Source organism: Streptomyces sp. NBC_01689, from assembly GCF_036250675.1.
GTDB lineage: Bacteria > Actinomycetota > Actinomycetes > Streptomycetales > Streptomycetaceae > Streptomyces.
This window is the reverse complement of sequence record NZ_CP109592.1, coordinates 3,016,611-3,041,287: the sequence shown is the minus strand read 5'-3', so window position 1 is coordinate 3,041,287 and position 24,677 is coordinate 3,016,611. Positions and strand designations below refer to the sequence as shown.

Below are 24,677 nucleotides of genomic sequence, written 5' to 3'. Positions count from 1 at the left end.
GTGCACGGTATGCGCGCCGGGCTCCTGGTCACACCACGCACCGTCACCGGGTCCCGGGCAGCGGACGACGGGTACTGGAGACGGCTGCTGCCCGTCCTCGCGGTGCTCGTCGCCCTCACCCGGGTCCCTTCGTTCGTACGACCCCTGTGGAGCCCGGACGAGGGCTATCTCGCCGTGCAGGCACGGATACTGGCGGCCGGGGGAGAGCTGTACCGGACCGTCGTGGACCGCAAGCCGCCGCTCGTGCCGTGGCTGTACGAGGGCGCGTTCGCGGTGTTCGGCTCCGGGTCGCTGACACCGGTCAGGGTGCTGGCGGTGCTGGCCCAGCTGTCGACCGCCGTGCTGCTCGCCTCCCTGGCCCGGCGCCGCTGGGGCGACCGGTCCGGGCGGACCGCCGGCGTGCTGTACGCGCTGGTGTCGATCGGGCTCAACCCCGAGGACGCGCAGGCCGCCACGTTCGAGGTGTTCATACTGCCCTGCACGGCGGCCGCGGTGTGGTGTGCCGACCGGCGCCGCTGGGGCGCGGCCGGCACCGCCGTCGCGTGCTCCTTCCTGGTCAAGCAGACCGGCGCGGCCGTCCTCGTGCCGGTGCTCTGGCTGCTGTGGCGCCACGCGGGGTCACCCCGAAGAGACCTGCTGCGGACGGGAGTCGGGGCGCTCGCCCCGGTGGCGGCGGTGGCCCTGCTCACCGATCCGGCCGGCCTGCTGTTCTGGACCGTCACCGGCTCGGGCTCGTACGCCTCCTTCACCGGTTCGGCACTCCACGTCCTGGGCCGGGGGCTGGCCAACGCCGCGATCCTGGCGGTGGCCTGCGCCGGGCTGATCCCGCCGGTCCTGCGCGGGCTGCGGGTCGCCCGCACGGGCTCGGCCGACCTGTGGCTGTGGTTCGGCTCCTCGGCGGCGGCCGTCATCACCGGCTTCCACTTCTTCGGCCACTACTACCTGCAACTCCTGCCTCCCGCCGTGCTGTTGGCGACCGCCGCGCTGCGGGTCCTGCCCCGCGGGCGGCTGCTGACCGCGGCCCGCACCTCGGCCTGCTGCTGCGTGCTGTTCCTGGCCTGGGGCCTGCTCGCCCCGCGCCCCGAACTCGCCCACTCCCAGCGCCTGGCCGCCGCCGTGGCGCACCGCACCCGGCCCGGGGACCACGTGCTCGTCTGGGGCATGCACCCGGAGACGTACTGGCTCGCGGGCCGCGCCCCCGCCACCCGCTATCTCACGGCGGGCCTCCTCACCAACTACAGCGGGGGCCGCGACGGACCCCGGGTGGGCGAGAAGTACGCCGTCGAGGGCACCTGGCCGGTGTTCCGGGCGGAGTTGACGGCCCGGCCGCCGGTCCTCGTCGTCGACGACTCCCGCGGCCGTCCGTACGCGCCGGACCGGGTGCCCTCGCTGCGCCGGCTCCTGGCCGCGGGCTACGCGGAGGCGGGAACGGTCGACGGAGCGGTCCTGTACACACGGAGGGACGCCCAGGACTGACCGTGCGGCGCGCGGCGGGGGCGCGTCGGGCGGGAACGGCCGCCGACGGCCCGCCCACGGGCCCCGGGAGCCGCCGGGACGGGAGCGCGACGCCAGGGTGTCACCCCGGGCCCGGAGGGGGGCGCCAGGGCGTCAGGAGGCCGCCCAGGGCCTCGGGCGGGGAGTCTCCGGCTCGTGGCTCGGACGCCCCACGCGGTCAACGGCCCCCGTGCGCCGGGGGCGGGAGACGGCGAGCACCGGCCCGGCGCCGTCGGACCGCGCCCCGCTCCCGCCGACGGCGAGGTGCCGGGCCGTCCCGTGCCCTGCCGGGCCGCGCCCGGTCGTACGGCTCACCCCCCGTCCGCTCCCGCGCCGTTCGCGCCGGCCCCTCGCACCGCCCGTGGCCCCGTCACCCGGGCGCCCGCCGCGGTGACCCTGTGCCGCAGTCCACGGTCCGCCGTGACGACCAGACGGGGGCGGCCCCGCGTCTCCTCCACCAGTTCCACGATGCGGTCGTCGCCACTGCCGGGAGCCGACTCGACCCGTACGCCCGCCACCGGCTCCACGCCCCTGGCCGCGCCCTCGACCACGAGGACGATCTCCACCGGCCCGTCGTGGCCCGGCAGTCCGTCCAGGGCGAGCCGGTCCCGCAACCGCTCCGCGGCGCCCCGGCGGTCGCGCCACCAGCCGTCGGGCACGGAGCCGACGACGTTGGCACCGTCGATGATCACGAGCAGGGGGCCGTCGGGGTCGTCCATGGGGCCAGGGTCGCACGCGCCGCCGTCGCCCGAGGACGGAGGCCGGGCCCCTGGCGGAGGCCACGGGGGCCCGGCTTAGAGTGAACCGGTGAACGGCGAATGGCTCAGACGCGGTCGCGACGGCAGGCTCAGTGCGTACCTGCTGTCGGACACCGCGGTCCTCTGCCGGGCGGAGCGCGGGCCCGGCGGTTCCTGGGAACCCGCGCGCACCGTGGGCGGCGACCAGCGCCTGCACCCCGTGCTCGCGGTCGGGCAGGGCGCCGACGGCTACACCCACCTCGTCTCGTGGCGTCCCACGGTGACCGGGGAGTCGGGGCTCGTCCACTCGACGCACTTCCGGCCGCGGCTGTCCGCCCTCGACTGGAACCCGATAGGTCACCCGGACAAGAAGGGCGACCGGACCGGCGTCCCGGCCGTGGCGGTCGACGCCAGGGGCCGCGCCCATGTGTTCGTACGGAACAAGGCCGGCGGGGTCGGCATGGTCGCCCAGAAGGAGAAGGGCGGCTGGGATCCGTGGCGCGATCTCGGGGGAAGCGCGGTGCGGGAGGATCTGGCGGCCGTGACGGGGGAGTCGGGGCTCGTCGAGCTGTTCGCCGCGGTGCCGGACGGGATTCTGCACTGGCGCCAGCCGGAGCCGGGCGCGCGACCGGTCATGGAGGAGGTCCTGGAGGCGTCGGTGCGCCCCGGCACCCTCCGGGCGCTGGCCACGTCCCCCGGGGCCAGCACGCTCTTCTACACCGACGAGGCCGGTGAGGTCTCCGCCTGGCGGCCGGGCGGCAAGCCCGTACCGCTGCTGACGTCGGCCGGACCCGGCCCCGTGTCCGTGATCCGGTGCGAACTCGAGGGCTTCGACTGCACGTTGCTCGCGCAGCGCTCGGCGAGCGGCCGGATCGCGTTCGCCGCGTATCCGACCGAGCAGGAGTCGGCGGGGGCCTGGTGGACCGAGTCCGGCCCCCGGCTGCCCGCCGACGCGACGGTGTCGACGGCACAGGACGAGGACGGCCGCGTGGTCGCGGCGGTCCTCACCCCCGGCACGGACGAACTCCTCCTGACCCGCCGCAAGGACGAGCCGGGCCTGGCCCTGGAGGCCTGGCAACCGATCTGACCACCACCCGCCCCCGAAACGGCGCCGCCGGGCGCCCGTCCGGGGGCGCGGGCAACGGCACGCTCAGCCACGTACGACCCGCACCGCACCGCAACAAAGAACCGCACCGCAGCAAAGAACCCCACCCCCGAACGCCGGATGCCCCGTACGCCGGTCACGGCATACGGGGCACCCGGTACGACCGGCGGTGCGCCTACGACGGGACGGAAGCCACTCCGGGCTCCAGGAACCGCTTCCCGTTCACTCGCTCGGAGACACCCTCGCGGTCCAGGTACGGAGTGATCCCGCCCAGGTGGAAGGGCCAGCCCGCGCCCGTGATCAGGCAGAGGTCGATGTCCTGCGCCTCGGCGACGACACCCTCGTCGAGCATGAGCCCGATCTCCTGGGCGACGGCGTCCAGGACGCGGTCACGGACCTGCTCCTCGTCGAGGACGATCTCGCCCTGCTGGAGGAGCGCGGCGACCTCGGGGTCGAGCTCCGGCTTGAAGCCGTTCTCGGCGGAGTACACGTAGAAGCCGCGCTTGCCCGCCTTGACGACGGCCGCGAGGTTCGCGGAGACCGTGAACCGGTCCGGGAAGGCCCGGTTGAGGGTCTCCGAGACGTGCAGGCCGATCGCGGGACCGACCAGTTCGAGCAGGACCAGCGGCGACATCGGCAGACCGAGGGGCTCCACCGCCTTCTCCGCGACCGCGACCGGCGTGCCCTCGTCGATGACGTTCTGGATCTCGCCCATGAAGCGGGTGAGGATGCGGTTCACGACGAACGCCGGGGCGTCCTTCACCAGAACGGCGGTCTTCTTCAGCTTCTTGGCGACGGCGAACGCGGTGGCGAGCGAGGCGTCGTCCGTCTGCTCGCCGCGCACGATCTCCAGGAGCGGAAGGATCGCGACCGGGTTGAAGAAGTGGAAGCCCACGACCCGCTCGGGGTTCTTGAGCTTCGACGCCATCTCGGTCACCGACAGCGAGGAGGTGTTGGTGGCGAGGATCGCGTGCGCCGGGGCGACCGCCTCGACCTCCGCGAACACCTGCTGCTTGACGCCGATCTCCTCGAAGACCGCCTCGATGATGAAGTCCGCGTCGGAGAAGCCCTCCGCCTTGTCCAGCACACCGGAGACCAGGGCCTTGAGGCGGTTGGCCTTGTCCTGGTTGATGCGGGACTTCGACAGCAGCTTGTCGATCTCCGCGTGGACGTAGCCCACACCCTTGTCGACGCGCTCCTGGTCGATGTCCGTGAGGACGACCGGTACCTCGAGGCGGCGCAGGAAGAGCAGGGCGAGCTGCGAGGCCATCAGGCCCGCGCCCACGACGCCGACCTTGGTGACCGGACGGGCCAGGGACTTGTCCGGGGCGCCGGCCGGGCGCTTGCCCCGCTTCTGGACCAGATTGAACGCGTAGATGCCGGAACGCAGTTCGCCGCCCATGATCAGGTCGGCGAGCGCCGTGTCCTCGGCGTCGTACCCCTTCTGGAGGTCGCCGTCCTTGGCCGCCTCGATGATCTCCAGCGCGCGGTACGCGGCCGGAGCCGCCCCGTGCACCTTGCCGTCGGCGATGGCACGGCCCCGGGCGACGGCCTGGTCCCAGGTCTCGCCGCGGTCGATCTCCGGACGCTCGACGACGATCTCGCCCTTGAGGACGGCGGCCGTCCACAGCAGCGACTGCTCCAGGAAGTCCGCACCCTCGAACAGGGCGTCGGCGATGCCCAGTTCGTAGACCTGCGCGCCCTTGAGCTGCTTGTTCTGGTTCAGCGAGTTCTCGATGACGACCGAGACGGCCTTGTCGGCGCCGATCAGGTTGGGCAGCAGCGTGCAGCCGCCCCAGCCCGGGACCAGGCCGAGGAAGACCTCGGGCAGCGAGAAGGCCGGCAGGGCCGCGGAGACCGTGCGGTACGAGCAGTGCAGACCGACCTCGACGCCACCGCCCATCGCCGCGCCGTTGTAGTACGCGAAGGTCGGTACCCCGAGCGCGGACAGCCGCTTGAAGACCTCGTGGCCGCCCTTGCCGATGGCGAGCGCGTCCTCGTGCCTCTTCAGCAGCTCGACGCCCTTGAGGTCGGCGCCGACCGCGAAGATGAACGGCTTGCCGGTGACGCCGGCACCGACGATCTCGCCGGCCGCGGCCTCCTTCTCGACCTGGTCGATCGCGGCGTTCAGGTTCGCCAGCGAGGCCGGGCCGAAGGTGGTCGGCTTGGTGTGGTCGAAGCCGTTGTCGAGGGTGATGAGCGCGAAGCGGCCCGCCCCGAACGGCAGGTCCAGATGACGGACGTTCGCGGACGTCACGACCTCGTCGGGGAACAGCTCGGCCGCACCCTTCAAAAGCTCAGCGGTGGTGCTCACTTGTCCCCCTCGAAGTGCGGGTTCTCCCAGATGACCGTCGCGCCCATGCCGAAGCCGACGCACATGGTGGTCAGGCCGTAGCGGACGTGCGGCTGCTCCTCGAACTGGCGGGCCAGCTGCGTCATCAGGCGGACGCCGGAGGAGGCGAGCGGGTGGCCGTACGCGATGGCGCCGCCGTACTGGTTGACGCGCGCGTCGTCGTCGGCGATGCCGTAGTGCTCCAGGAAGGCGAGCACCTGGACGGCGAAGGCCTCGTTGATCTCGAAGAGGTTGATGTCCTCGATCGTCAGGCCGGCCTGGGCGAGGGCCTTCTCGGTCGCGGGGATCGGACCGTAGCCCATGACCTCGGGCTCGACGCCCGCGAAGGCGTAGGAGACCAGGCGCATCCGCACCGGCAGGTCGTGCTCGCGGGCGAAGTCCTCGGAGGCGATGATCGAGGCGGTCGCGCCGTCGTTGAGACCGGCCGCGTTGCCCGCGGTGACCCGGCCGTGGACGCGGAAGGGCGTCTTGAGGTTCGCCAGGTTCTCCAGCGTCGTCCCCGGGCGCATCGGCTCGTCGGCGGTGACCAGGCCCCAGCCCGTCTCACCGACCTCCGCGTTGGTGTTGCGGACCGAGACCGGCACCAGGTCCTGCTGGATCTTGCCGTTGGCGTACGCCTTCGCGGCCTTCTCCTGCGAGCGGACCGCGTACTCGTCGGCGCGCTGCTTGGTGATCGTGGGGTAGCGGTCGTGCAGGTTCTCGGCGGTCATGCCCATGAAGAGGGCCGACTCGTCGACCAGCTTCTCGCTGACGAACCGGGGGTTCGGGTCCACGCCCTCGCCCATCGGGTGGCGGCCCATGTGTTCCACGCCACCGGCGATGACGGCGTCGTACGCGCCGAAGGCGATGGAGCCCGCGGTGGTGGTGACGGCGGTCAGCGCGCCCGCGCACATGCGGTCGATGGAGTAGCCGGGGACCGACTGGGGAAGCCCGGCGAGGATGCCGGCCGTGCGGCCCAGCGTCAGACCCTGGTCGCCGATCTGCGTGGTCGCCGCGATGGCGACCTCGTCGATCTTCTTCGGGTCGAGGCCCGGGTTGCGGCGCAGCAGCTCCCGGATGGCCTTCACGACGAGGTCGTCGGCGCGGGTCTCGTGGTAGATGCCCTTCGGGCCCGCCTTGCCGAACGGGGTGCGGACGCCGTCGACGAAGACGACGTCCCTGACGGTACGAGGCACGATGGCTCTCCTCCAGATGCGGGATGGCACTGCTGCGCGGCGCACACGCCTGAGCGCGCGCTCACCGCCCCATGCTACTTACGAGTAACCACCCTGCCCAGTCCCGGCGGCGGGAGCGGCGAACGTCACACGGGAACCGCGGTGCGCGGGAGCGGGATGTGAGCGGCCGGTGCCCGGCCACGGCCGGCGCGCTGCCGCGGGAGCCGTCCGTCGTGACGAGGGGTTCGCCCCATTTCTCCGTGCGCTCTCCGGAGATCTTGGCCTGATTTCGACGTCGCTCTGCCGGTGTCGGCTCCGTCCGGCCCCGACCCCTTCGGGCACGGAGGGCGGGTGTGGCGGCAAGAAGGAGGTCTTGGGGGGAGTGGGGCGCCTGTGGTGGGTGTGGCGCCCGCCCCCGCCGGCGGGGGCGGCAGGATCGGGCCGCCCGGGCACCTGGCGGAGCAGGCGGAGGGTGGAGGGGCGAACCCGGCGAGGGGGCGGGCCCGCGTCACGGGGAAGCGCGGGCCCGTCCCTCCTGGGGATGCGGGGCGTCAGTGGTCGGCGGACAGGGAGGTCACCAGGACCGGTGTCACCTGTTCGACCTGCCAGGGCCGGGCGCCGTACCCGGCGAGCGCGGCGGCCACGGACCCCGCGTCGGCGGGGGCCGGCGGCTCCCAGCACACCCGCCGCACGGTGTCCGGAGTGATCAGGTTCTCCTGCGGCATGTTGAGCTGCTCGGCCAGCGCGGACACGGCGGCGCGCGCGGCGGAGAGCCGGGCGGCGGCGGCCGGGTCCTTGTCCGCCCAGGCCCGCGGCGGGGGCGGGCCGGTCACCGGCTGCCCCGGCTGCGGGAGCTCGGCGTCGGGCAGCGCCTTGGCGCGGTCGACCGCGGCCTGCCACTGCTCCAGCTGGCGCCGCCCCATGCGGTGCCCGTAGCCGTTCAGCGCGGACAGGGCGTGCACATTGGGAGGCAGGGAGAGGGCGGCCTCGACGATCGCCGCGTCCCCGAGGACCTTGCCGGGTGAGATGTCGCGGCGCTGGGCGACCCGGTCCCGGGTCTCCCACAGCTCCCGTACGACCGCCATCTGACGGCGGCGGCGCACCTTGTGCATGCCCGACGTACGGCGCCAGGGGTCCTTGCGCGGCGGCGCGGGCTCGGCCTGCGCGATCGCGTCGAACTCCTGCTGGGCCCATTCCAGCTTGCCCTGCCGGTCGAGCTCCTTCTCCAGGGCGTCGCGCAGGTCCACGAGCAGTTCCACGTCGAGCGCGGCGTAGCGCAGCCAGGGCTCGGGCAGGGGGCGGGTGGACCAGTCGACCGCGGAGTGTCCCTTCTCCAGGACGAAACCGAGGACGCTCTCCACCATGGCGCCGAGGCCCACCCGGGGGAACCCGGCGAGACGGCCGGCCAGCTCGGTGTCGAACAGCCGCGTCGGCACCATGCCTATCTCCCGCAGGCAGGGCAGGTCCTGGGTGGCCGCGTGCAGCACCCACTCCACGCCGGAGATCGCCTCACCGAGCCCCGACAGGTCGGGACAGGCGACGGGGTCGATCAATGCGCTGCCCGCCCCCGCGCGGCGCAGCTGCACCAGGTAGGCGCGCTGGCCGTAGCGGTAGCCGGACGCGCGTTCGGCGTCGACGGCCACGGGGCCGGTTCCGGCGGCGAACGCGGCGATCACCTCGGCGAGCGAGGACTCGTCCGCCACGACGGGCGGAATGCCCTCCCGGGGCTCGAGCAAAGGGATCGGCGCCGATTCGACGTCGTCCGGAGGGCCGCCTCCGGTGGTTCGCAGTGAGCTGTCTTCTGCGGTCTCTTGGGCGTCGGTCACCTGTCAAGGGTATCCGTGGATGGACTACGCCCGCCGACGGAACGTTCCGTCGACGGGCGTATGAGGGTCGTAAACCAGTCAGGTCGGTGAAAGATCGCGTTCACGAACGGGTGGACGGGGTGCGGCCGGGTGTTCTCGTGGGCGTGGTCAGTGGATGATCCCCGTCCGCAGGGCCACCGCCACCATCCCGGCGCGGTCGCCCGTGCCGAGCTTGCGGGCGATGCGGGCGAGGTGGCTCTTGACGGTCAGCGCGGACAGGCCCATCGAGACGCCGATGGCCTTGTTCGACTGGCCCTCCGCGACCAGCCGGAGCACCTCGACCTCACGGCCGGAGAGCTCGCGGTAGCCGCCCGGGTGGCTCGGGGCACCCGGGGGGCGGCGGTGCATACGGGCGGCGGCCGAGCCGATGGGCGCCGCGCCGGGCCGGGTGGGGAGCCCGACGTTGGTGCGGGTGCCGGTGACGACATAGCCCTTGACGCCGCCCGCCAGGGCGTTGCGTACGGCGCCGATGTCGTCGGCGGCGGACAGGGCGAGGCCGTTGGGCCAGCCGGCGGCCCGGGTCTCGGACAGCAGGGTGAGCCCGCTGCCGTCGGGAAGGTGGACGTCGGCGACACAGATGTCGCGCGGGTTGCCGATTCGGGGACGGGCCTCCGCGACGGACGACGCCTCGATGACGTCGCGCACTCCGAGCGCCCAGAGGTGGCGTGTGACGGTGGAACGGACCCGTGGGTCGGCCACGACCACCATGGCGGTCGGCTTGTTCGGGCGGTAGGCGACCAGGCTTGCGGGCTGCTCGAGGAGAACGGACACCAGGCCTCCTGGGGTGCGGGACGGGACCGGCTCTGGGGATGAAGCCGGGACGAACCGTGCTTTCAAGGTCACAGTCGTCTTCGGCACCAAACCCGTTCTCCTTTAGAGAATGATCACGATTTGGTGAGTAACAATCCGTGCAATTCGGACACGCGATCGATCATCCGAAGATCGAACCGAGTCGTTCCGTGTCGCGACACGGCTGAAAGTGGCCGTATCGACAAAGCCTCGGTAAGAACCCCGACCGGCTGTCCGGTACTCGTACGTCCGTTCGTGCGGGGTGGCGCGCGGTCCGCGCGGAGGGGGCGGACAAGAAAGTGCCGCCCGGCTCGGGGCGGCGAGGAGGCTGCGGTGAGCGGCTCGGTGAGTGCCTCGGCGCGCTCACCGCCGGGTGCTCAGCGCGACTGGGGCCCCCGCCGCTGCGGCAGCGTCACCACCGAGGCGTCGCCCGGCCCGGCCGGCGGCAGGCCCGCGATCTGACAGAGCAGGTCGCACCAGGCGGCCAGATGCGCGGCCGTGTCCGGGACGCCGCCCAGCCCCTCGCGCGGTGTCCAGGAGGCGCGGATCTCGATCTGCGACGCGGCCGGGCGCTCGGCCAGCCCCCCGAAGTAGTGCGAACTCGCCCGGGTCACGGTGCCGCTCGGCTCGCCGTACGACAGACCGCGGGCCTGCAGGGCGCCGGTCAGCCACGACCAGGAGACGTCGGGCAGCAGCGGATCGGCGGCCATCTCCGGCTCCAGCTCGGCGCGGATCAGGGTCACCAGGCGGAAGGCGCCCTGCCAGGCCTCGTGGCCCGCGGGGTCGTGCAGCAGGACCAGCCGGCCGTCCGCGAGATCCTCGTCCTCGGCGACGACCGCGGCCTCCAGCGCGTACGAGTACGGGGCCAGGCGCTGCGGCGGACGCGTCGGGTCGATCTCGATCTCCGGCCGCAGGCGGGCCCCCTTCAGCGCGTCGACGGCGGCCCGGAACGGCAACGGAGCAGTCTCCTTCGCATCTTGGTCCCCCTCCTTGGCATCGTCCATTCCCCCAGCGCCGTCCGACAGTCGTCCCTGAGCCGCAGCCATGCGGGGAAGATTAAGGGGAACTGGGCCCGCGCGCAGGGAGAGACACCCGTGCGTGGGACCACTGTCCGGTTCGCGCCGCGCGAACGAGCCGGTCCGGGCGCCGGGCCGGGGTGCGCGTGCGCCCCGGTGCCCGGCACCGGAGGCCCCGCGGGGCGTGGGAGACTTTCCGTCGTGAGTGCCAATGACCGCCCCGCCGCGGGCCAGCCGCCGACAGCCACGTACGAGTCCGCCTTCCTGAAGGCGTGCAGGCGCGAGCCCGTGCCGCACACGCCGGTGTGGTTCATGCGGCAGGCCGGTCGCTCGCTGCCCGAGTACCTCAAGGTGCGCGAGGGCATCCCGATGCTGGAGTCCTGCATGCGGCCGGAGCTGGTCGCCGAGATCACCCTCCAGCCGGTGCGCCGGCACGGCGTGGACGCGGCGATCTACTTCAGCGACATCGTCGTCCCGCTGAAGGCCATCGGCATCGACCTCGACATCAAGCCGGGCGTCGGCCCGGTCGTCGAGAAGCCGATCCGCACCCGCGCCGACCTGGCGCAGCTGCGCGACCTCACCCCGGACGACGTCTCGTACGTCACCGACGCGATCAAGCTCCTGACGGCCGAGCTGGGCGAGACGCCCCTCATCGGCTTCGCGGGCGCGCCGTTCACCCTCGCGAGCTATCTCGTGGAGGGCGGCCCGTCCAAGAACCACGAGCACACCAAGGCGCTGATGTACGGCGACCCGCGGCTCTGGGCCGATCTGCTCGACCGCCTCGCCGAGATCACCTCCACCTTCCTCAAGGTGCAGATCGAGGCGGGCGCGAGCGCCGTGCAGCTCTTCGACTCCTGGGTCGGCGCGCTGGCTCCCGCCGACTACCGTCGCTCGGTGATGCCCGCGTCCACCAAGGTGTTCGAGTCCGTGGCCGGGTACGGCGTCCCGCGCATCCACTTCGGCGTCGGCACCGGCGAACTGCTCGGCCTGATGGGGGAGGCGGGCGCGGACGTGGTCGGTGTCGACTGGCGGGTGCCGCTCGACGAGGCCGCACGCCGGGTCGGCCCCGGCAAGGCGCTCCAGGGCAACCTCGACCCGGCCGTCCTCTTCTCCACCACGGAGGCGGTGGAGGCCAAGACCCGTGAGGTGCTCGACGCCGCCGCCGGTCTGGAGGGCCACATCTTCAACCTCGGCCACGGCGTCCTGCCGAGCATGGACCCCGACGCGCTGACCCGGCTCGTGGAGGACGTCCACACCCGGACGGCGCGCTGACGCCTCACCGGCGGTGCCTCACCAGCCGTGCCGCGCCTGCCTGCCCCACAGCAGGCTGCGCGGCTCCGGCGGTGGCGGGGTGCCCCGGCGCAGCGGCCAGGCCAGCACCATGCCCGCCAGGAAGCCGGCCACGTGCGCCTCGTACGCGACGGTCCCGGCGGTGGAGACACCGCCGCCCGACGAGTAGACCGCCTGCAGCGCGAACCAGAAGCCGAGCACCAGCCAGGCGGGCAGCCGCAGCGGCAGGAAGACCAGGAACGGGACCAGCACCCACACCCTGACCCTCGGATAGAGCACCAGGTAGGCGCCGAGCACCCCGGCGATCGCCCCGGAGGCGCCGAGCAGCGGGTCCGTCGAGGTGTCGTTGAGGAGCGCGAAGCCGTAGCCGGCCGCGTAACCGCACGCCACGTAGAACAGCACGAACCGCACGTGTCCCAGGCGGTCCTCGATGTTGTTGCCGAAGATGAGCAGGAAGAGCATGTTGCCGAGCAGGTGCAGCCAGCTGCCGTGCAGGAACATCGCGGTGAGCACCGAGAGCGGCGGCGACTTGTCGTAGTCCGGCGGGCTCACCAGACAGCCGGGCCCGTGGGTGCCCGCACCGACCTCGCCGGTGGGCACCAGCCGTGGCATCTGGTGGTGGATCAGCTCCTGCGGCACCGCGGCGTAGTGGTCCAGGAACGCCTGCAGATGGCACAGCTGGGAGAGTCCGCTGTCGCCCGCCACCGATCCGGCGAGGCCGGGGGTGTAGAGGAACACCAGGACATTGGCGGCGATGAGGGCGTACGTCACATAGGGCGTGCCGCGCACCGGGTTCACGTCATGGACGGGTATGACCACAAGGAAGTAGTGCCCGGGATCGCCGCGGGTATCCGCACGTCCGCGGGGGGCACGCACGCTTTCCGCGGCGGGGCGCGCGACCCGGCCCGCGCTCCTCCCCGCGCCTCTGAACGCTGCCGCGCTCCGGTGCGTATGTCTCCTCGACCGCCCGCCCGCGCCGCGACGAATACGCGACACGAGGAAGACGTGAGGACACAGGCGATGAACGACCGAGTTACTCCTCCGATGCACGCCCTGCCCGACGGCGAGGCGGAGATCTCCCTGGTGGTGCACCTCCCCTGGGAGGACGTGGCCGCGCTCGGCCAGGAGGCCGGACGGCTCGCGGCGCGCCTCCAGCGTCCGGTGACCCTCGACGAGGCCGTGAGCCACCGGCTGCGCTCCGTACGGTCGGCCGCGCACGCGAAGCCGCCCACCACGCCGCCCGCGGCCGTCACCGCCTCGGGCTCCGTCTCCTCGCTGCCCGCCCGGCCGCCCGCCGAACAGGCCCGGCAGGCGATCGACCGGATCAACGGCAACGCCGGTCACGAATCCGCGTAGAGGCGTAGAGGCATGAAGGCTGCAGACGTGTAGGTGCGCGGCGGAGCGGCGGGGGCGCGCGACAGGGCGGCGCCGGGTACGACGGCCGGTCACGCCCGCGACCGCCCGGGGGACCCGGCCGCGACCGGGTCCCGCGGCCCTACGCCGCGCCTCGCCGTACCGCCGTGACCGCCTTGCGGGCCGCCACCAGGATCGGGTCCCACACCGGTGAGAACGGCGGGGCGTAACCCAGGTCGAGGGCCGTCATCTGTTCCACCGTCATGCCCGCGGTCAGCGCCACCGCCGCGATGTCGACGCGCTTCGCGGCCCCCTCCCGGCCGACGATCTGCACACCCAGCAGCCGCCCGGTGCGGCGCTCCGCGAGCATCTTCACCGTCATCAGGGCCGCGCTCGGGTAGTAGCCCGCGCGGCTGGTCGACTCGATGGTGACGGTCTCGAACTGCAGGCCCGCCCGGCGCGCGTCCTTCTCACGCAGCCCGGTGCGTGCGATCTCCAGGTCGCAGACCTTGCTCACGGCGGTGCCCACCACACCGGGGAAGGTGGCGTACCCGCCGCCCACGTTGCTGCCGATGACCTGCCCGTGCTTGTTGGCGTGGGTGCCCAGCGCGATGTGCCGCTCGCTCCCCGAGACCAGGTCGAGGACCTCGACGCAGTCACCGCCCGCCCAGATGTTCTCGTGTCCGCGCACCCGCATCGCCAGATCCGTGAGCAGGCCGCCGTGGTCGCCCAGCGGCAGCCCGGCCGCCGCGGCGAGCGTGGTCTCGGGGCGCACCCCGATGCCGAGCACGACCACGTCCGCCGGGTACTCCGCGCGCTCGGTGGCGACCGCCCGGACCCCGTCGGGACCGGTGACGATGCCGGTCACCGTGGCGTCGTCGACCATGGTGATGCCCAGGTCCGACATGGCCCGGCGCACCAGCCTGCCCATGTCCGGGTCGAGCGTGGCCATCGGCTCGGCACCCCGGTTGACGACCGTCACCCGGTACCCCCGGTTGATGAGCGCCTCGGCCATCTCCACGCCGATGTAACCGGCGCCGACCACCACCGCGCGCCGGCCCCGCGTCGCCGCCAGCGTGTCCAGCAGGGCCTGGCCGTCGTCGAGGGTCTGCACCCCGTGCACGCCGGGGGCGTCCATGCCCGGCAGGTCCGGGCGGACCGGACGGGCGCCGGTGGCGATCACGAGCTTGTCGTACGACGTCCAGGCCTCCGCCCCGGACTCCAGGTCGCGCGAACGCACCCGGGCGCCCGCGACATCGATCTCCGTGACCTCGGTGCGCATCCGCAGGTCGATGCCGCGTTCCCGGTGCTCCTGCGGCGAACGCGCGATCAGCCGGTCCGGCCCGGACACGTCGCCGCCCACCCAGTACGGGATGCCGCAGGCCGAATAGGAGGTGAAGTGGCCGCGCTCGAACGCCACGATCTCCAGCTCGTCCGGGCCCCGCATCCGGCGCGCCTGCGACGCGGCGGACATGCCCGCCGCGTCGCCGCCGATGACGACCAGTCGCTCGGCCGCCCCGCCCGTCCCGTCTGCACTGCCGGCGACGTCCGTCGCGCTCGTACGGTTCATGCTCATGCGAACACGCTACGGTGGCCCGCCATTTCAGGCGTCCTCGGCATCCTTCCCGCGCACCGGCGGAGCCACCGGGAGCGCACCGGCGCCCGGCACGGACGGCGCCGGCCGCGGGCGGCGCGACAGCCGGGACCGTCCGAACCGCAGCCACAGCACCACGAGCACCGCCGCGCAGACGGCGAACGGGAGCACCGCGCCCAGCACCATCGCGATCCAGCGCAGCGTCGTGACGAACGCGTCCCAGCCGCCCGCGAGGGCGTCCGTGAAGCCGGGCTCCCCGGCCTTCGCCGCGGTGGTGCGCACCGGCGTCTCGGAGAGGGAGAGCGTGATGGTCGCCAGGTCGGTGCGGTCCTTCAGCGACGCCCGACGCGCGAGCAGTGCCTCCAGATCGGCCTCACGGCTGCTCAACTCCCCTTCCAGCGCCACCACGTCACTGAGCTTGGCCGCCCGGTCCATCAGTTCACGGACCCGGGCCACACTGGCGCGCTGCGAGGTGATGCGGCTCTCCACGTCGACGACCTGGTCGGTGACGTCCTGCGCCTTCGCGGTCCGCTCCAGTACCTTCCCCGTACCGCCCAGGTCGGCGAGGACCCGGTCGTAGCGGTCCGTGGGCACGCGCAGCACGACACGGGTGCGCTCGTGGCCCCGGCCGTCCCGGGTGGTCGTCTCGTCACCGACGAAGCCGCCCGCGTCGGTGGCCGCGGCGCGGGCCTCGTCCAGCGCCTTGGGCACGTCCTCGACCTGCACGGTCAGGGACGCGGTACGGATGATGCCGCCGGTGCGCGGCGAGGGCGCCGCGGTGGCACGGGAACCGCCCGCGCCCGAGGCGGCGCCGTCCGCGGCACCCGGAACGGCCTTGCCGTCGGCCGCGCCGGCCTTCCGGTCCTCCGACGCCGCCTTGTCGGCGCTCGACGAGCCGGAGTCGCCCCCGGCGCCGCACCCCGCCAGCGCGAGCGAGGAGACGAGCAGAACCCCGGCCAGGGCCCGGCCTGTTCGTGTGCCGCGTACGGAACGTGATGTGTGCATGTGGGCGTACCCCCGGGGTGTCGCGACGGATGCTGTCTCTTCGACGCCCGGACCGGTCCGGACGTTGGGGTGCTCCGGTCCCGATGCGGTCACGGTCGGGACTCGCACCGGACACCGGGGCCCGGCGGACGGCCCGGCGGGGTCTGAGAAAGTGGAGGCATGCACGCACAGGACAGTCGTACGGATACGGGACACGTCGTCGTCGTCGGAGGAGGGATCGCCGGTCTGGCCGCCGCCCACCGCCTTCTCGGCCGCGGCGCCCGGGTGACCGTCCTGGAGGCCTCCGACCGCGTCGGCGGCAAGCTGCTCACCGGCGAGATCGCGGGCGCGCGCGTCGACCTCGGCGCCGAGTCGATGCTCGCCCGGCGCCCCGAAGCGGTCGAGCTCGCCCGCGAGGTGGGCCTCGCCGACCACCTCCAGCCCCCCGCCACCGCGACCGCCTCCCTGTGGACCCGCGGCGCCCTGCGGCCCATGCCCAAGGGACACGTCATGGGCGTCCCCGGCACCGCCGCCGCCCTCCACGGAGTCCTCTCCGACGAGGGCCTGCGCCGCATCGAGCGCGACGCCGAACTGCCCCGTACGGAGATCGGCGACGACGTGGCGGTCGGCGAGTACGTGGCGGCCCGGCTCGGCCGCGAGGTCGTCGACCGGCTCGTCGAGCCCCTCCTCGGCGGCGTCTACGCCGGCGACGCCTACCGCATCTCCCTGCGCGCCGCCGTCCCCCAGCTCTTCGAAGCCGCCCGCACCCACACCTCCCTCACGGAGGCGGTGCGCGCGATCCAGGCGAAGGCCGCCGCACAGCAGCAGACCGGCCCCGTGTTCATGGGCATCGCCGGCGGGGTCGGACGGCTCCCGCTCGCGGTCGCCGAGTCGGTGCGCGCGCGGGGCGGCGAGATCGTCACCGGCGCGCGCGTCAGAGAGCTGCGCCGGACCGGGGACGCCGGCCCCGGCCGCTGGCGCGTGGTGGCGGGCGACCGAGTGCTGCGCCCCGACGCCGTCGTCCTCGCGCTGCCCGCACCCGCCGCCGCCGTCCTGCTGCGCGCCGAGTCACCCGCCGCGGCCGCCGAGCTCGCCGCCGTCGAGTACGCCTCGATGGCCCTGGTCACCCTCGCCTACCGGCGCGCGGACGTCACCCTCCCCGAGGGGAGCGGCTTCCTGGTCCCGCCCGTCGACGGACACACCGTCAAGGCGTCCACCTTCGCCTCCCGCAAGTGGGGCTGGATCGACGAGGAGAACCCCGGCCTGCTCGTCCTGCGCACCTCCGTCGGCCGGTACGGCGACAGCGAGGTGCTCCGACGCGACGACGCCGGACTCGTCGACGTCTCCCGCCACGACCTGCGCGAGGCGGCCGGCCTCACGGCCGCACCCGTCGCCACCCGCGTCACCCGCTGGGACGACGGACTGCCGCAGTACCCCGTCGGACACCACACACGGGTGGCGAGGATCCGCGCGCACGTCGCCGCGCTCCCCGGGCTCGCGGTCTGCGGCGCCGCCTACGACGGGGTCGGCATCCCCGCCTGCGTCGCGAGCGCCCACGCCGCCGTGGACCGGCTCGGCGGCGACCCCGCCGGACTCGACGCGCTGATCAGGAACCCGGTGCAGAGCCTGCACGGCGGCGCGGGAGAATAGGGTCATGAGTGACGACGCCCCCGCGAAGATCCCGAACATCGGCAAGAAGGCCAAGGACCTCAACGAGGTCATCCGCTACACCCTGTGGTCCGTCTTCCGGCTGCGCGACGTGCTCCCCGAGGACCGGGCCGGATACGCCGACGAGGTCCAGGAGCTCTTCGACCAGCTCGCCGCGAAGGACGTCACCGTCCGCGGCACGTACGACGTGTCGGGGCTGCGTGCCGACGCGGACCTGATGATCTGGTGGCACGCCGAGACCGCCGACCAGCTCCAGGAGGCGTACAACCTCTTCCGCCGCACCCGGCTCGGCCGCGCCCTGGAGCCGGTCTGGTCGAACATGGCGCTGCACCGCCCGGCCGAGTTCAACCGCTCGCACATCCCGGCGTTCCTCGCCGACGAGACGCCCCGCGACTACATCAGCGTCTACCCGTTCGTACGGTCCTACGACTGGTACCTGCTGCCCGACGAGGACCGCCGGCGCATGCTCGCCGACCACGGCAAGATGGCCCGCGGCTACCCGGACGTGCGCGCCAACACGGTCGCCTCCTTCTCCCTCGGCGACTACGAGTGGATCCTCGCCTTCGAGGCCGACGAGCTGTACCGCATCGTCGACCTCATGCGTCACCTGCGCGCCTCCGAGGCCCGGCTGCACGTCCGCGAGGAGGTCCCGTTCTACACGGGCCGCCGCAAGGACGTCGCCGACCTGGTCGCCGGTCTCGCCTGACCCGTCCGACGCGAGGGCGGGCGGCCTACGAGGTCCGCGCGCCCCTCGCGTGCGGGGCCGCCCCCGGCTTCGTACGGGGCTTCTTGGCGGCGGCCGGTCGCGGTTCCGCGCGCGGCGCGCAGCGCGCGCCGCCCTCCGGGAGGTCACCGGTCAGCAGATACGTGTCGAGGTAGCCGTTGACGCAGGCGTTGGGGCCGCCGCCGATCCCGTGCGTCCCGGCCCCGGTCTCGGTCACCAGGACGGAACCGGACAGCCTGCGCCGCAGTTCCAGCGCTCCCGCGTACGGCGTCGCCGCGTCCCGCTCGGCCGCCAGGATCAGGGCCGGCGCCAGCGCGCCGGGCGGCGTCCGTACGTCGAGCGGCCGCTGCCGGGGCACCGGCCAGTACGCGCACGGCAGGTTCATCCACACGTTGTCCCAGGTCTCGAAGGGCGCCCTGCGCGCGAGCCGGGTGTTGTCGCGGTCCCAGGTGCGCCAGCGGGTCGGCCAGGACGCGTCGTTGCACTCCACCGCCGTGTAGACCGCGGCCGCGTTCTCCGCCGCGACCGACGCCTCCGGACGCGCCGCCTGCGCGATCAGCGGCTTCGGGTCACCCTTCAGATAGGCGGAGAGCGCCTGCGCCCGACGCGGCCAGTAGTCGTCGTAGTACCCGGCCTCCAGGAACGCGCTCTGCAACTGCGCCGGACCCACCTTGCCGCCCGCGGGTGACGCGGCAAGCTGCGCCCGCGCCTTCTCGTAGCTGTGCAGGACCTCCGCTGCCGTGCCGCCGAGCCCGTACACGTCGTCGTGCCGGGCGGTCCACGCGCGGAAGTCCGCCCAGCGGCCCTCGAAGGCCGCCGACTGGTCGAGGTTGTTGCGGTACCAGATCTGGCCCGGGGCGGGGTTCACCACCGAGTCGAAGACCATCCGGCGCACGTGCGACGGGAAGAGCGTCGCGTAGAGGGCGCCGTAGTAGGTGCCGTACGAGGCGCCCATGAAGGTCAGCCTCCGCTCGCCGAGGGCGGCGCGCAACACGTCGAGGTCGCGGGCGTTGTCGAGCGAGGTGTAGTGGCGGAGCGCCTGGCCGGAGCGGCGCAGGCAGCCGCGCGCGTACGCCTGCGCCTCCGCGATGCGCTCCTTCTTGTACGACTCCGAGGGATGCGTCGGCGCCTGCGAGGGTCCCTTCACGGAGCGCTTCGGGTCCTTGCAGGACAGCGGCGCCGAACGGCCGACCCCGCGCGGGGCGTAGCCCACCAGGTCGTACGCCGCGGCGATCCGCTTCCACTCGGGCAGGGTGCCGAACAGCGGGAAGGCCATGCCGGAGGCGCCCGGACCGCCGGGGTTGTAGACCAGGGCGCCCTGCCGGGGCACTCGGTGCTTCGCGTTCCGGGTGTCCTTGCCGGTGGCCTGTGCCCGGCTGACGGTCAGTCTGATCCGCGCGCCGTCGGGACGCGCGTAGTCGAGCGGCACCTCGACCGTGCCGCAGCGCACACCGGAGGGGAGCCCCGTCTCCTTGGCGCAGGTCCCGAAGCGGATCCCCGTGGCGGCCGCGCGCGCGGCGGCGACCGCGGTGCCGCGGGCCAGGCCCGGGGCCGTGAGACCCGCGGGGTCCGGACGGGCCGGGGCACCGCCGGCCGGTGCGCCGGTGAGGGCGGTCAGGAGCAAGGACCCGGCGGTTCCGCAGAGGACGGCAGCTCTCATCGCGTATCCCTTCAGCGCACGGCAGCGACAAAGGGGATGTTTCGTTCGGCGGCCGGTGAAGTAAAGCACCGGGTGCCGGTGTCGGCGTCAATGACCCCTGTGCGCCCCCTCGGGCGCCCGTCAGCGCTGCCGTCCGGCCGTCCGGTCGCGGTGGGCGAAGGCCGCGCGCAGGCCGGGTTCGCCGACCGCGCGGATGCCGCGTACGGCGACTGAGGTGAGGTACGTGCGGTCGTCGGCGTCCGCGTCGGTGTGCCGGGCGAGGGTGCCGAGCAGCCGCTGGCCGGCCGGCGAGGCCCAGCGCGTGTACGGGTGGACCTCGACGCGGGCGATGGCCAGGCAGCTGAGGGTGAGCACGAGCGGGAGCGCGAACCAGACGGCGACCGGCACCTGGTCGGCGCGCGGCTGGGCGGGCATCAGGACGGCCACCGTGCCGAGCGCGAGAACGGCCGCCGAGGCCGCCTGGACCTGACGGACGGCGCCCGCGACGGTGGTGCGCGCGCCGTCGGGCACGGCGAGGCCGGCGGCGACGAGCCGGTCCGCGAGCCGGCGCACCGAGTCCGCGGCGGCGGCCGCGGCCCGCACGGGCGCTATCCGGGACTGCCCCTCCGGGCCTATCGCGCCGATCACCGAACGCTCCATGTCGTCCCGTCCGCGTGGGTCCACCACCGTCGCCCAGCCCGTGTGCGCGAGCAGCAGACGGCGCTGACGGGCCATCGACACCAGGGTCAGCTCGGCGACCCGGGACGGGCCGCCGGACAGGAACGCCGCCTCGTAGAGCGTCAGATGGTGTCCGGGCGCCGCGTCGGCGTCGACCGCGGCGGCGCGCACGGCGGCCAGGCACAGCCGGACGCACGACGTGCCGGCCGCGGCCCAGGCCAGGAGCAGGAGAAGGACCCAGAACATGGCGTGTTTCTATGCGACCAGGGCGGCCCGGCGCCACGGTCTGTTCACGATGTGGACGGAGCGTTGTGGGTCTGTGACGTTCGGGTGCCGCCCGCGCCGGGGCCGCGCGTCCGAGGGCCGGCGCCCGGCGCGAGCCCGGCCCGGGATGGTGCGCCGGAGCGGGGTGAAGGTGGGCTCAGTGGCGCAGCAGCACCCGGCGGGTGGCGCGGGCCAGCCGGGCCGCCGGCCGCCGCGAGCGGGGCGCCGGACCGGAGCGCTCCAGCCACCACTCGCGCAGCAGATGCCGTGTCCGGGCGTCGCGCGGGTCTCCGGTGAGCAGCAGGTGCTCGGCGAAGTCCAGCGCGTCGCGCCGGTATCCGCCGGTCAAGGGGCGGCCCTGGGCGTACCCGAGGAAGGCGGCCCGGTAGCCGTCGCCCAGCAGCTCCGGCAGTTCCGCCGCGACCTTCGCCACGACGTCCGCGCGCTTGGCCGCGAGGGCCCGGGCCTGGACTCGCGTCCGTACCCGGTCGAACCCCTCGGGCACCGGGGTCCCCGCGACGAGCGCGGAGAGCAGGGCGGCCTGCGCGAGGGCGAGACGCTGGCGGGCCCGCGCGGGCGCGGGGTCGAGGCCGGACGCGGGGTCGGAAGAGGGGGCGGGCGCGGCCGGGTCGGGGTCGGCAGGAGGGGGTGACGGCCGGACGGCCGGGGCCTTCACGCCCGCCGCCGGACGCGCCTCCGGTCCGGCTTCGGTTACCGCCTCCGGTCGCGCCGCCGGTTCCGCGTCCCCTCGTGTCTTCGGTCCCGTGGCCCGTCCCGCTGCCCCGCCCGCCTCCGCCAGCGTCGCCCTGATCGCCGCCAGTTCCTTCTCCAGCTCGCCCGGCTCGGGAAAGTTGTCGTCGCGTTCCAGGAGGACCCCCGGGGGAGTCACCCGGGAGGCGAGGTCGGCCAGGATGCCGAGGACCGGGCGCGGTACCGGGTGGGCGTGACTGTCGTGCCAGACGCCGTCGCGTTCGAAGCCGCCGGCCACGTGCACGTAGGCGATGGCCTCGACGGGCAGTTCGTCCAGGGCCCGCGACGGGTCCTCGCCGCGGTTGACGTGGTTGGTGTGGAGGTTGGCGACGTCGATGAGCAGACGGACGCCGGTGCGGTCCGCCAGGTCGTACAGGAACTGCCCCTCGGTCATCTCCTCGCCCGGCCAGCGGAGCAGCGCGGCGATGTTCTCCACGGCCAGCGGGACGGGAAGCGCGGCCTGCGCGATCCGCACGTTCTCGCACAGCACGTCCAGCGCGTCCCGGGTGCGCGGCACCGGCAGCAGATGCCCCGCCTCCAGTGACGGCGACGCGGTGAGGTCGCCGCCGGCCCGTACGAACGCGATGTGTTCCGTGACCAGCGGCGCACTCAGCGCCTCGGCGCGCTCGGCGAGGGCGGCGAGGCGTGACTCGTCGGGACGGTCGGCGCCGCCGAGACCGAGCGAGACGCCGTGCGGCACCACCGTGACGCCACGCTCCCGCAGCCGTCGCAGCGATTCGGGAAGGTGGCCGGGGCACAGGTTCTCCGACACGGCCTCGACCCAGTCGATGCCGGGCATGTGCTCCACGGCCTCGGCGATCTCCGGCCGCCATCCGATTCCCGTTCCCAGCCGTCCCGGTTGCGTCATGACCCCTCCTCCGTCACGCCCTGCCCGGTCCCGCCCGTCGTCTCCCCACGACGGACCGGTCCGGTGGTGTGACGGGGTCATGGCCCCGGGACCGCGAACCCAACCCGACGGGGCGGACGTTCAGAGCAACATTTGAGGTTCCGCCGGGGCCGCCGCGGGCGGACCGCCGGCCCGGGGCGTCAGCGCGGGAGGGACCTGACGCGGTCCACTCCCTCGACCACGACGGTCTCCCCGGGCGCGATCTCCGTGAAGCCCGCGTCGCGGACCAACGGCATCCCGGAGACGACGAGTTCACCCCAGCGGCCCTTTTCCGCGGTGCGGACGGCGAGCGGGAGACCGGCGTCGCGCCAGGCGGCCCGCTCCTCGTCCGACAGCTCCCACCAGGCCAGTTGGGCGCCGTGCCCGGCCTGCGCCATCGTCTTGCCGGCGGACATGTCGAGATGGGGGTTGAGCCACAGCGTCGGTGCGGTGGTGTCGGCGTCCACCGGCGGCTCCGGATCGTCCAGGTCGGTACCGGAGACCTGGAGCCGGGCGAGATCCTTCGGCCAGCCGTCCAGCGGGACCGGCGGGAAGACCCGTACCTCGGCCGACTTCCCGGTCACGGTGATGCCGGGCAGCGCCTCGGCCCGCCGCCACTCCGCGCCCCGGGCCCGCCGGACGACCTTGCGGATCCGGGCGTCCTGCCAGTCCCGCATGGCCTGGGCCCACTCGCCGTCCCCCAGCGACCGCTCGTCGCCGAGGATCGTCAGCACGGCGCGGGCCGCGGTCTCCAGCGCGTCGGTCCGCGCCGGGGGAGCGGCCCTCTCGATGCGTACGACCAGGGGCAGCACGAACTGCGGTGCCTCGTCGCGCGCGACGCGCTCGTCGCGGAAGGGACTGTCGTCGGATGGGGTGGGGTCGCTGCTCACGTCACCAGTGTGCCAGGCGGAAGATCCGTTCCCCGGCGGCCGGGAACGGCCAGGAACGCCAGTAGCGGTCAGGAACGCGAGGAACGCCAGGAACGCCAGGAACGGACGGACGCCGGCGGGCGCGGTCGGACGCGGGAGCCGGGGCCGCGGGCTTGTCCAGGGCTGCCGGGCCCGCGCGGCCCGACCGTCACCCGGAGCAGGCCGTCCGCTGGGCCTCCTGCCAGGCGCACACCGGGCACAGCGTGATCCCCCTGTGCGACTCCGGGTACTCCGTCGGCTTCCGGCACAGCACGCACGCGGCGTACGGCGGGCCGGTCTCGGCTGGGACGCCCGGGGTCTCCGGTGCGCCGCGGTGGTCCTCGCTCATGGGCCCAGCGTACGGCGGGCCGCCGGTCGGCTACCGGTGCCGGTCCGCCGCCGCGATCAGGTCGGACACCCGCACGAAGCGGAAACCCCTCTTCCGCAGCTCGGGGACGATCGTCCGCAGAGCCCGTACAGTCGCCGGAGCCGCGCTGCGGGTGCAGTGCATGACGACGACGGAGCCGGGCCTCACGCCCTTCAGCACCTGCCGTGCCACGGCGCCGGAGTCGGTGGCGAAGGCGTCCCCGCTCACCACGTCCCACTGCACGGCGGTCACCCCGAGCCCGCTCAGGGCCCGCAGCGCCCGCCGGTCGTAGCACCCGCCGGGGAAGCGGAAGTAGGGCACCGGGTGGGGCACGCCCGCCTTCCTGAAGGCGGTGTTCGCCCTCTCCACGTCGGCCCGCATCCGGTCCTCGGGCAGGGTCGGCAGTCCGTAGCAGTCCTTGGTGAAGGCGTGGTGACTGTACGAGTGGTTCGCGACTTCGAAGAGAGGGTCCCGCCCGATGGCCCGCGCCTGCGCCGGGTACTGGTCGGCCCAGCGGCCCGTCATGAACACGGTCGCCGGCACGTGGAACGCCCGCAGTGCGCCGATCAACGGCGGATTGTCGAAGTGCTCGCCGCGCGCGGCCCGGGTCCCCTGGTCGGAGGTCATGTCCGCGTCGAAGGTCAGGGCGACGGTCCTGCCCCGGGTGCGCGGCCCGTGCGTGAAGACCGGGGTCAGCCCGCCTGGGCCCGGGATCAGTGCGGTCGGCCGGGACGGTGCGGTGGCACCGGAGGCCGATGCCGCGGAGCCGGGCGGGGCCGGTCGCGGACTCACGGGGGCCACGGAGGTCCCGCACGCGGCGAGCGCGGCTCCCAGGACACCGAGGGTGCAGGCCACGACGATACGTCGCACGGGAACCATCACAGAACAAGAATATCGTCGTAAATCCGACCATCGTGCCGATGGGGGGCGAGTCGGACGGTGGCGGCGGTGAAGCCACCCGTCCGGCTGCCCGGACGGGTCTGCCCCCGACCGCCCCGGACCACGGACCGCTTGTCCCACGGGCCGGGACCGGGGCCGGGACCGGGGCCGCGTGCGGCC

General features: G+C 73.9%; 21 protein-coding genes. 6 read left to right on the top strand and 15 right to left on the bottom strand.

Annotated features, from left to right (window positions below):
• Positions 1-9 precede the first annotated feature (9 nt).
• A complete protein-coding gene (locus tag OG776_RS12865; protein WP_148013242.1) occupies positions 10-1,476 on the top strand; it encodes an ArnT family glycosyltransferase in 1,467 nt (488 codons plus the stop codon).
• Between the two features lie 329 nt (positions 1,477-1,805).
• Here the strand turns inward: OG776_RS12865 and OG776_RS12860 are convergent, their stop codons facing one another.
• On the bottom strand, positions 1,806-2,213 hold the full coding sequence (locus tag OG776_RS12860; RefSeq protein ID WP_329320717.1) for an NTP pyrophosphohydrolase: 408 nt from the start codon (positions 2,211-2,213) through the stop codon (positions 1,806-1,808).
• Positions 2,214-2,301: 88 nt separating this feature from the next.
• Here OG776_RS12860 and OG776_RS12855 point away from each other — a divergent pair, with 88 nt between their 5' ends.
• Positions 2,302-3,318, top strand: coding sequence for a hypothetical protein (locus OG776_RS12855; RefSeq protein WP_148013240.1), 1,017 nt, complete (start codon positions 2,302-2,304; stop codon positions 3,316-3,318).
• A gap of 193 nt (positions 3,319-3,511) precedes the next feature.
• Here the strand turns inward: OG776_RS12855 and OG776_RS12850 are convergent, their stop codons facing one another.
• From OG776_RS12850 to OG776_RS12830, 5 genes are all read right to left on the bottom strand, one after another.
• The gene (locus tag OG776_RS12850; RefSeq protein WP_329320715.1) at positions 3,512-5,650 is read right to left on the bottom strand and encodes a 3-hydroxyacyl-CoA dehydrogenase NAD-binding domain-containing protein; all 2,139 of its coding nucleotides are present in this window, start codon (positions 5,648-5,650) and stop codon (positions 3,512-3,514) included.
• Positions 5,647-6,864, bottom strand: a complete 1,218-nt coding sequence (locus OG776_RS12845; protein ID WP_329320712.1) for a thiolase family protein — start codon at positions 6,862-6,864, stop codon at positions 5,647-5,649. The genes OG776_RS12850 and OG776_RS12845 overlap by 4 nt, the downstream gene beginning before the upstream one ends.
• 530 nt (positions 6,865-7,394) lie before the next feature.
• The gene (locus OG776_RS12840) at positions 7,395-8,669 is read right to left on the bottom strand and encodes a ribonuclease D (protein ID WP_148013237.1); all 1,275 of its coding nucleotides are present in this window, start codon (positions 8,667-8,669) and stop codon (positions 7,395-7,397) included.
• A gap of 147 nt (positions 8,670-8,816) precedes the next feature.
• A complete protein-coding gene (locus OG776_RS12835; RefSeq protein ID WP_019073943.1) occupies positions 8,817-9,479 on the bottom strand; it encodes a response regulator transcription factor in 663 nt (220 codons plus the stop codon).
• 395 nt (positions 9,480-9,874) lie between these two features.
• Positions 9,875-10,501 carry a DUF3000 domain-containing protein gene (locus OG776_RS12830; RefSeq protein ID WP_187285959.1) on the bottom strand — a complete coding sequence of 209 codons (627 nt, stop codon included), beginning with the start codon at positions 10,499-10,501 and terminating at the stop codon, positions 9,875-9,877.
• A gap of 213 nt (positions 10,502-10,714) precedes the next feature.
• Here OG776_RS12830 and hemE point away from each other — a divergent pair, with 213 nt between their 5' ends.
• Entirely contained in the window at positions 10,715-11,785 is a 1,071-nt protein-coding gene (hemE, locus tag OG776_RS12825; RefSeq protein ID WP_148013235.1) for a uroporphyrinogen decarboxylase, read from the top strand.
• Between the two features lie 18 nt (positions 11,786-11,803).
• Here the strand turns inward: hemE and OG776_RS12820 are convergent, their stop codons facing one another.
• Positions 11,804-12,622, bottom strand: coding sequence for a rhomboid family intramembrane serine protease (locus tag OG776_RS12820; protein WP_148013234.1), 819 nt, complete (start codon positions 12,620-12,622; stop codon positions 11,804-11,806).
• Between the two features lie 201 nt (positions 12,623-12,823).
• Here OG776_RS12820 and OG776_RS12815 point away from each other — a divergent pair, with 201 nt between their 5' ends.
• Positions 12,824-13,159, top strand: coding sequence for a hypothetical protein (locus OG776_RS12815; RefSeq protein WP_148013233.1), 336 nt, complete (start codon positions 12,824-12,826; stop codon positions 13,157-13,159).
• Positions 13,160-13,298: 139 nt separating this feature from the next.
• Here OG776_RS12815 and OG776_RS12810 read toward each other — a convergent pair whose 3' ends face one another.
• Both OG776_RS12810 and OG776_RS12805 read right to left on the bottom strand, forming a co-directional pair.
• A complete protein-coding gene (locus OG776_RS12810; protein ID WP_148013319.1) occupies positions 13,299-14,726 on the bottom strand; it encodes an FAD-dependent oxidoreductase in 1,428 nt (475 codons plus the stop codon).
• Between the two features lie 33 nt (positions 14,727-14,759).
• Complete coding sequence (locus tag OG776_RS12805; protein WP_329320707.1) at positions 14,760-15,755, bottom strand: DUF4349 domain-containing protein; 996 nt, start codon at positions 15,753-15,755, stop codon at positions 14,760-14,762.
• A gap of 159 nt (positions 15,756-15,914) precedes the next feature.
• Here OG776_RS12805 and hemG point away from each other — a divergent pair, with 159 nt between their 5' ends.
• Positions 15,915-17,384, top strand: a complete 1,470-nt coding sequence (gene hemG, locus OG776_RS12800; RefSeq protein WP_329320705.1) for a protoporphyrinogen oxidase — start codon at positions 15,915-15,917, stop codon at positions 17,382-17,384.
• A 4-nt stretch (positions 17,385-17,388) separates the two neighbouring features.
• The gene (gene hemQ, locus OG776_RS12795) at positions 17,389-18,108 is read left to right on the top strand and encodes a hydrogen peroxide-dependent heme synthase (RefSeq protein WP_148013230.1); all 720 of its coding nucleotides are present in this window, start codon (positions 17,389-17,391) and stop codon (positions 18,106-18,108) included.
• Between the two features lie 25 nt (positions 18,109-18,133).
• Here the strand turns inward: hemQ and OG776_RS12790 are convergent, their stop codons facing one another.
• The 6 genes from OG776_RS12790 to OG776_RS12765 form a co-directional block, all read right to left on the bottom strand.
• The gene (locus OG776_RS12790) at positions 18,134-19,786 is read right to left on the bottom strand and encodes an alpha/beta hydrolase (RefSeq protein ID WP_148013229.1); all 1,653 of its coding nucleotides are present in this window, start codon (positions 19,784-19,786) and stop codon (positions 18,134-18,136) included.
• A 120-nt stretch (positions 19,787-19,906) separates the two neighbouring features.
• Entirely contained in the window at positions 19,907-20,689 is a 783-nt protein-coding gene (locus OG776_RS12785) for a TIGR04222 domain-containing membrane protein (protein ID WP_148013228.1), read from the bottom strand.
• Between the two features lie 175 nt (positions 20,690-20,864).
• Complete coding sequence (locus OG776_RS12780) at positions 20,865-22,325, bottom strand: DUF692 domain-containing protein (RefSeq protein ID WP_329320701.1); 1,461 nt, start codon at positions 22,323-22,325, stop codon at positions 20,865-20,867.
• 179 nt (positions 22,326-22,504) lie between these two features.
• The gene (locus OG776_RS12775) at positions 22,505-23,233 is read right to left on the bottom strand and encodes a peptidyl-tRNA hydrolase (RefSeq protein WP_148013227.1); all 729 of its coding nucleotides are present in this window, start codon (positions 23,231-23,233) and stop codon (positions 22,505-22,507) included.
• Positions 23,234-23,420: 187 nt separating this feature from the next.
• A complete protein-coding gene (locus tag OG776_RS12770) occupies positions 23,421-23,600 on the bottom strand; it encodes a hypothetical protein (RefSeq protein ID WP_148013226.1) in 180 nt (59 codons plus the stop codon).
• A 30-nt stretch (positions 23,601-23,630) separates the two neighbouring features.
• Positions 23,631-24,497, bottom strand: coding sequence for a polysaccharide deacetylase family protein (locus OG776_RS12765; RefSeq protein ID WP_329320699.1), 867 nt, complete (start codon positions 24,495-24,497; stop codon positions 23,631-23,633).
• Positions 24,498-24,677: the final 180 nt, after the last annotated feature.

Coding starts and splice junctions, on each gene's coding strand:
- OG776_RS12865 (WP_148013242.1), top strand. CDS start 10: ATGCGCGCCGGGCTCCTGGTCACACCACGCACCGTCACCGGGTCCCGG.
- OG776_RS12860 (WP_329320717.1), bottom strand. CDS start 2,213: ATGGACGACCCCGACGGCCCCCTGCTCGTGATCATCGACGGTGCCAAC.
- OG776_RS12830 (WP_187285959.1), bottom strand. CDS start 10,501: ATGGACGATGCCAAGGAGGGGGACCAAGATGCGAAGGAGACTGCTCCG.
- OG776_RS12815 (WP_148013233.1), top strand. CDS start 12,824: ATGAACGACCGAGTTACTCCTCCGATGCACGCCCTGCCCGACGGCGAG.
- OG776_RS12810 (WP_148013319.1), bottom strand. CDS start 14,726: ATGAACCGTACGAGCGCGACGGACGTCGCCGGCAGTGCAGACGGGACG.
- OG776_RS12805 (WP_329320707.1), bottom strand. CDS start 15,755: ATGCACACATCACGTTCCGTACGCGGCACACGAACAGGCCGGGCCCTG.
- hemG (WP_329320705.1), top strand. CDS start 15,915: ATGCACGCACAGGACAGTCGTACGGATACGGGACACGTCGTCGTCGTC.
- hemQ (WP_148013230.1), top strand. CDS start 17,389: ATGAGTGACGACGCCCCCGCGAAGATCCCGAACATCGGCAAGAAGGCC.
- OG776_RS12790 (WP_148013229.1), bottom strand. CDS start 19,786: ATGAGAGCTGCCGTCCTCTGCGGAACCGCCGGGTCCTTGCTCCTGACC.
- OG776_RS12785 (WP_148013228.1), bottom strand. CDS start 20,689: ATGTTCTGGGTCCTTCTCCTGCTCCTGGCCTGGGCCGCGGCCGGCACG.
- OG776_RS12780 (WP_329320701.1), bottom strand. CDS start 22,325: ATGACGCAACCGGGACGGCTGGGAACGGGAATCGGATGGCGGCCGGAG.
- OG776_RS12770 (WP_148013226.1), bottom strand. CDS start 23,600: ATGAGCGAGGACCACCGCGGCGCACCGGAGACCCCGGGCGTCCCAGCC.
- OG776_RS12765 (WP_329320699.1), bottom strand. CDS start 24,497: ATGGTTCCCGTGCGACGTATCGTCGTGGCCTGCACCCTCGGTGTCCTG.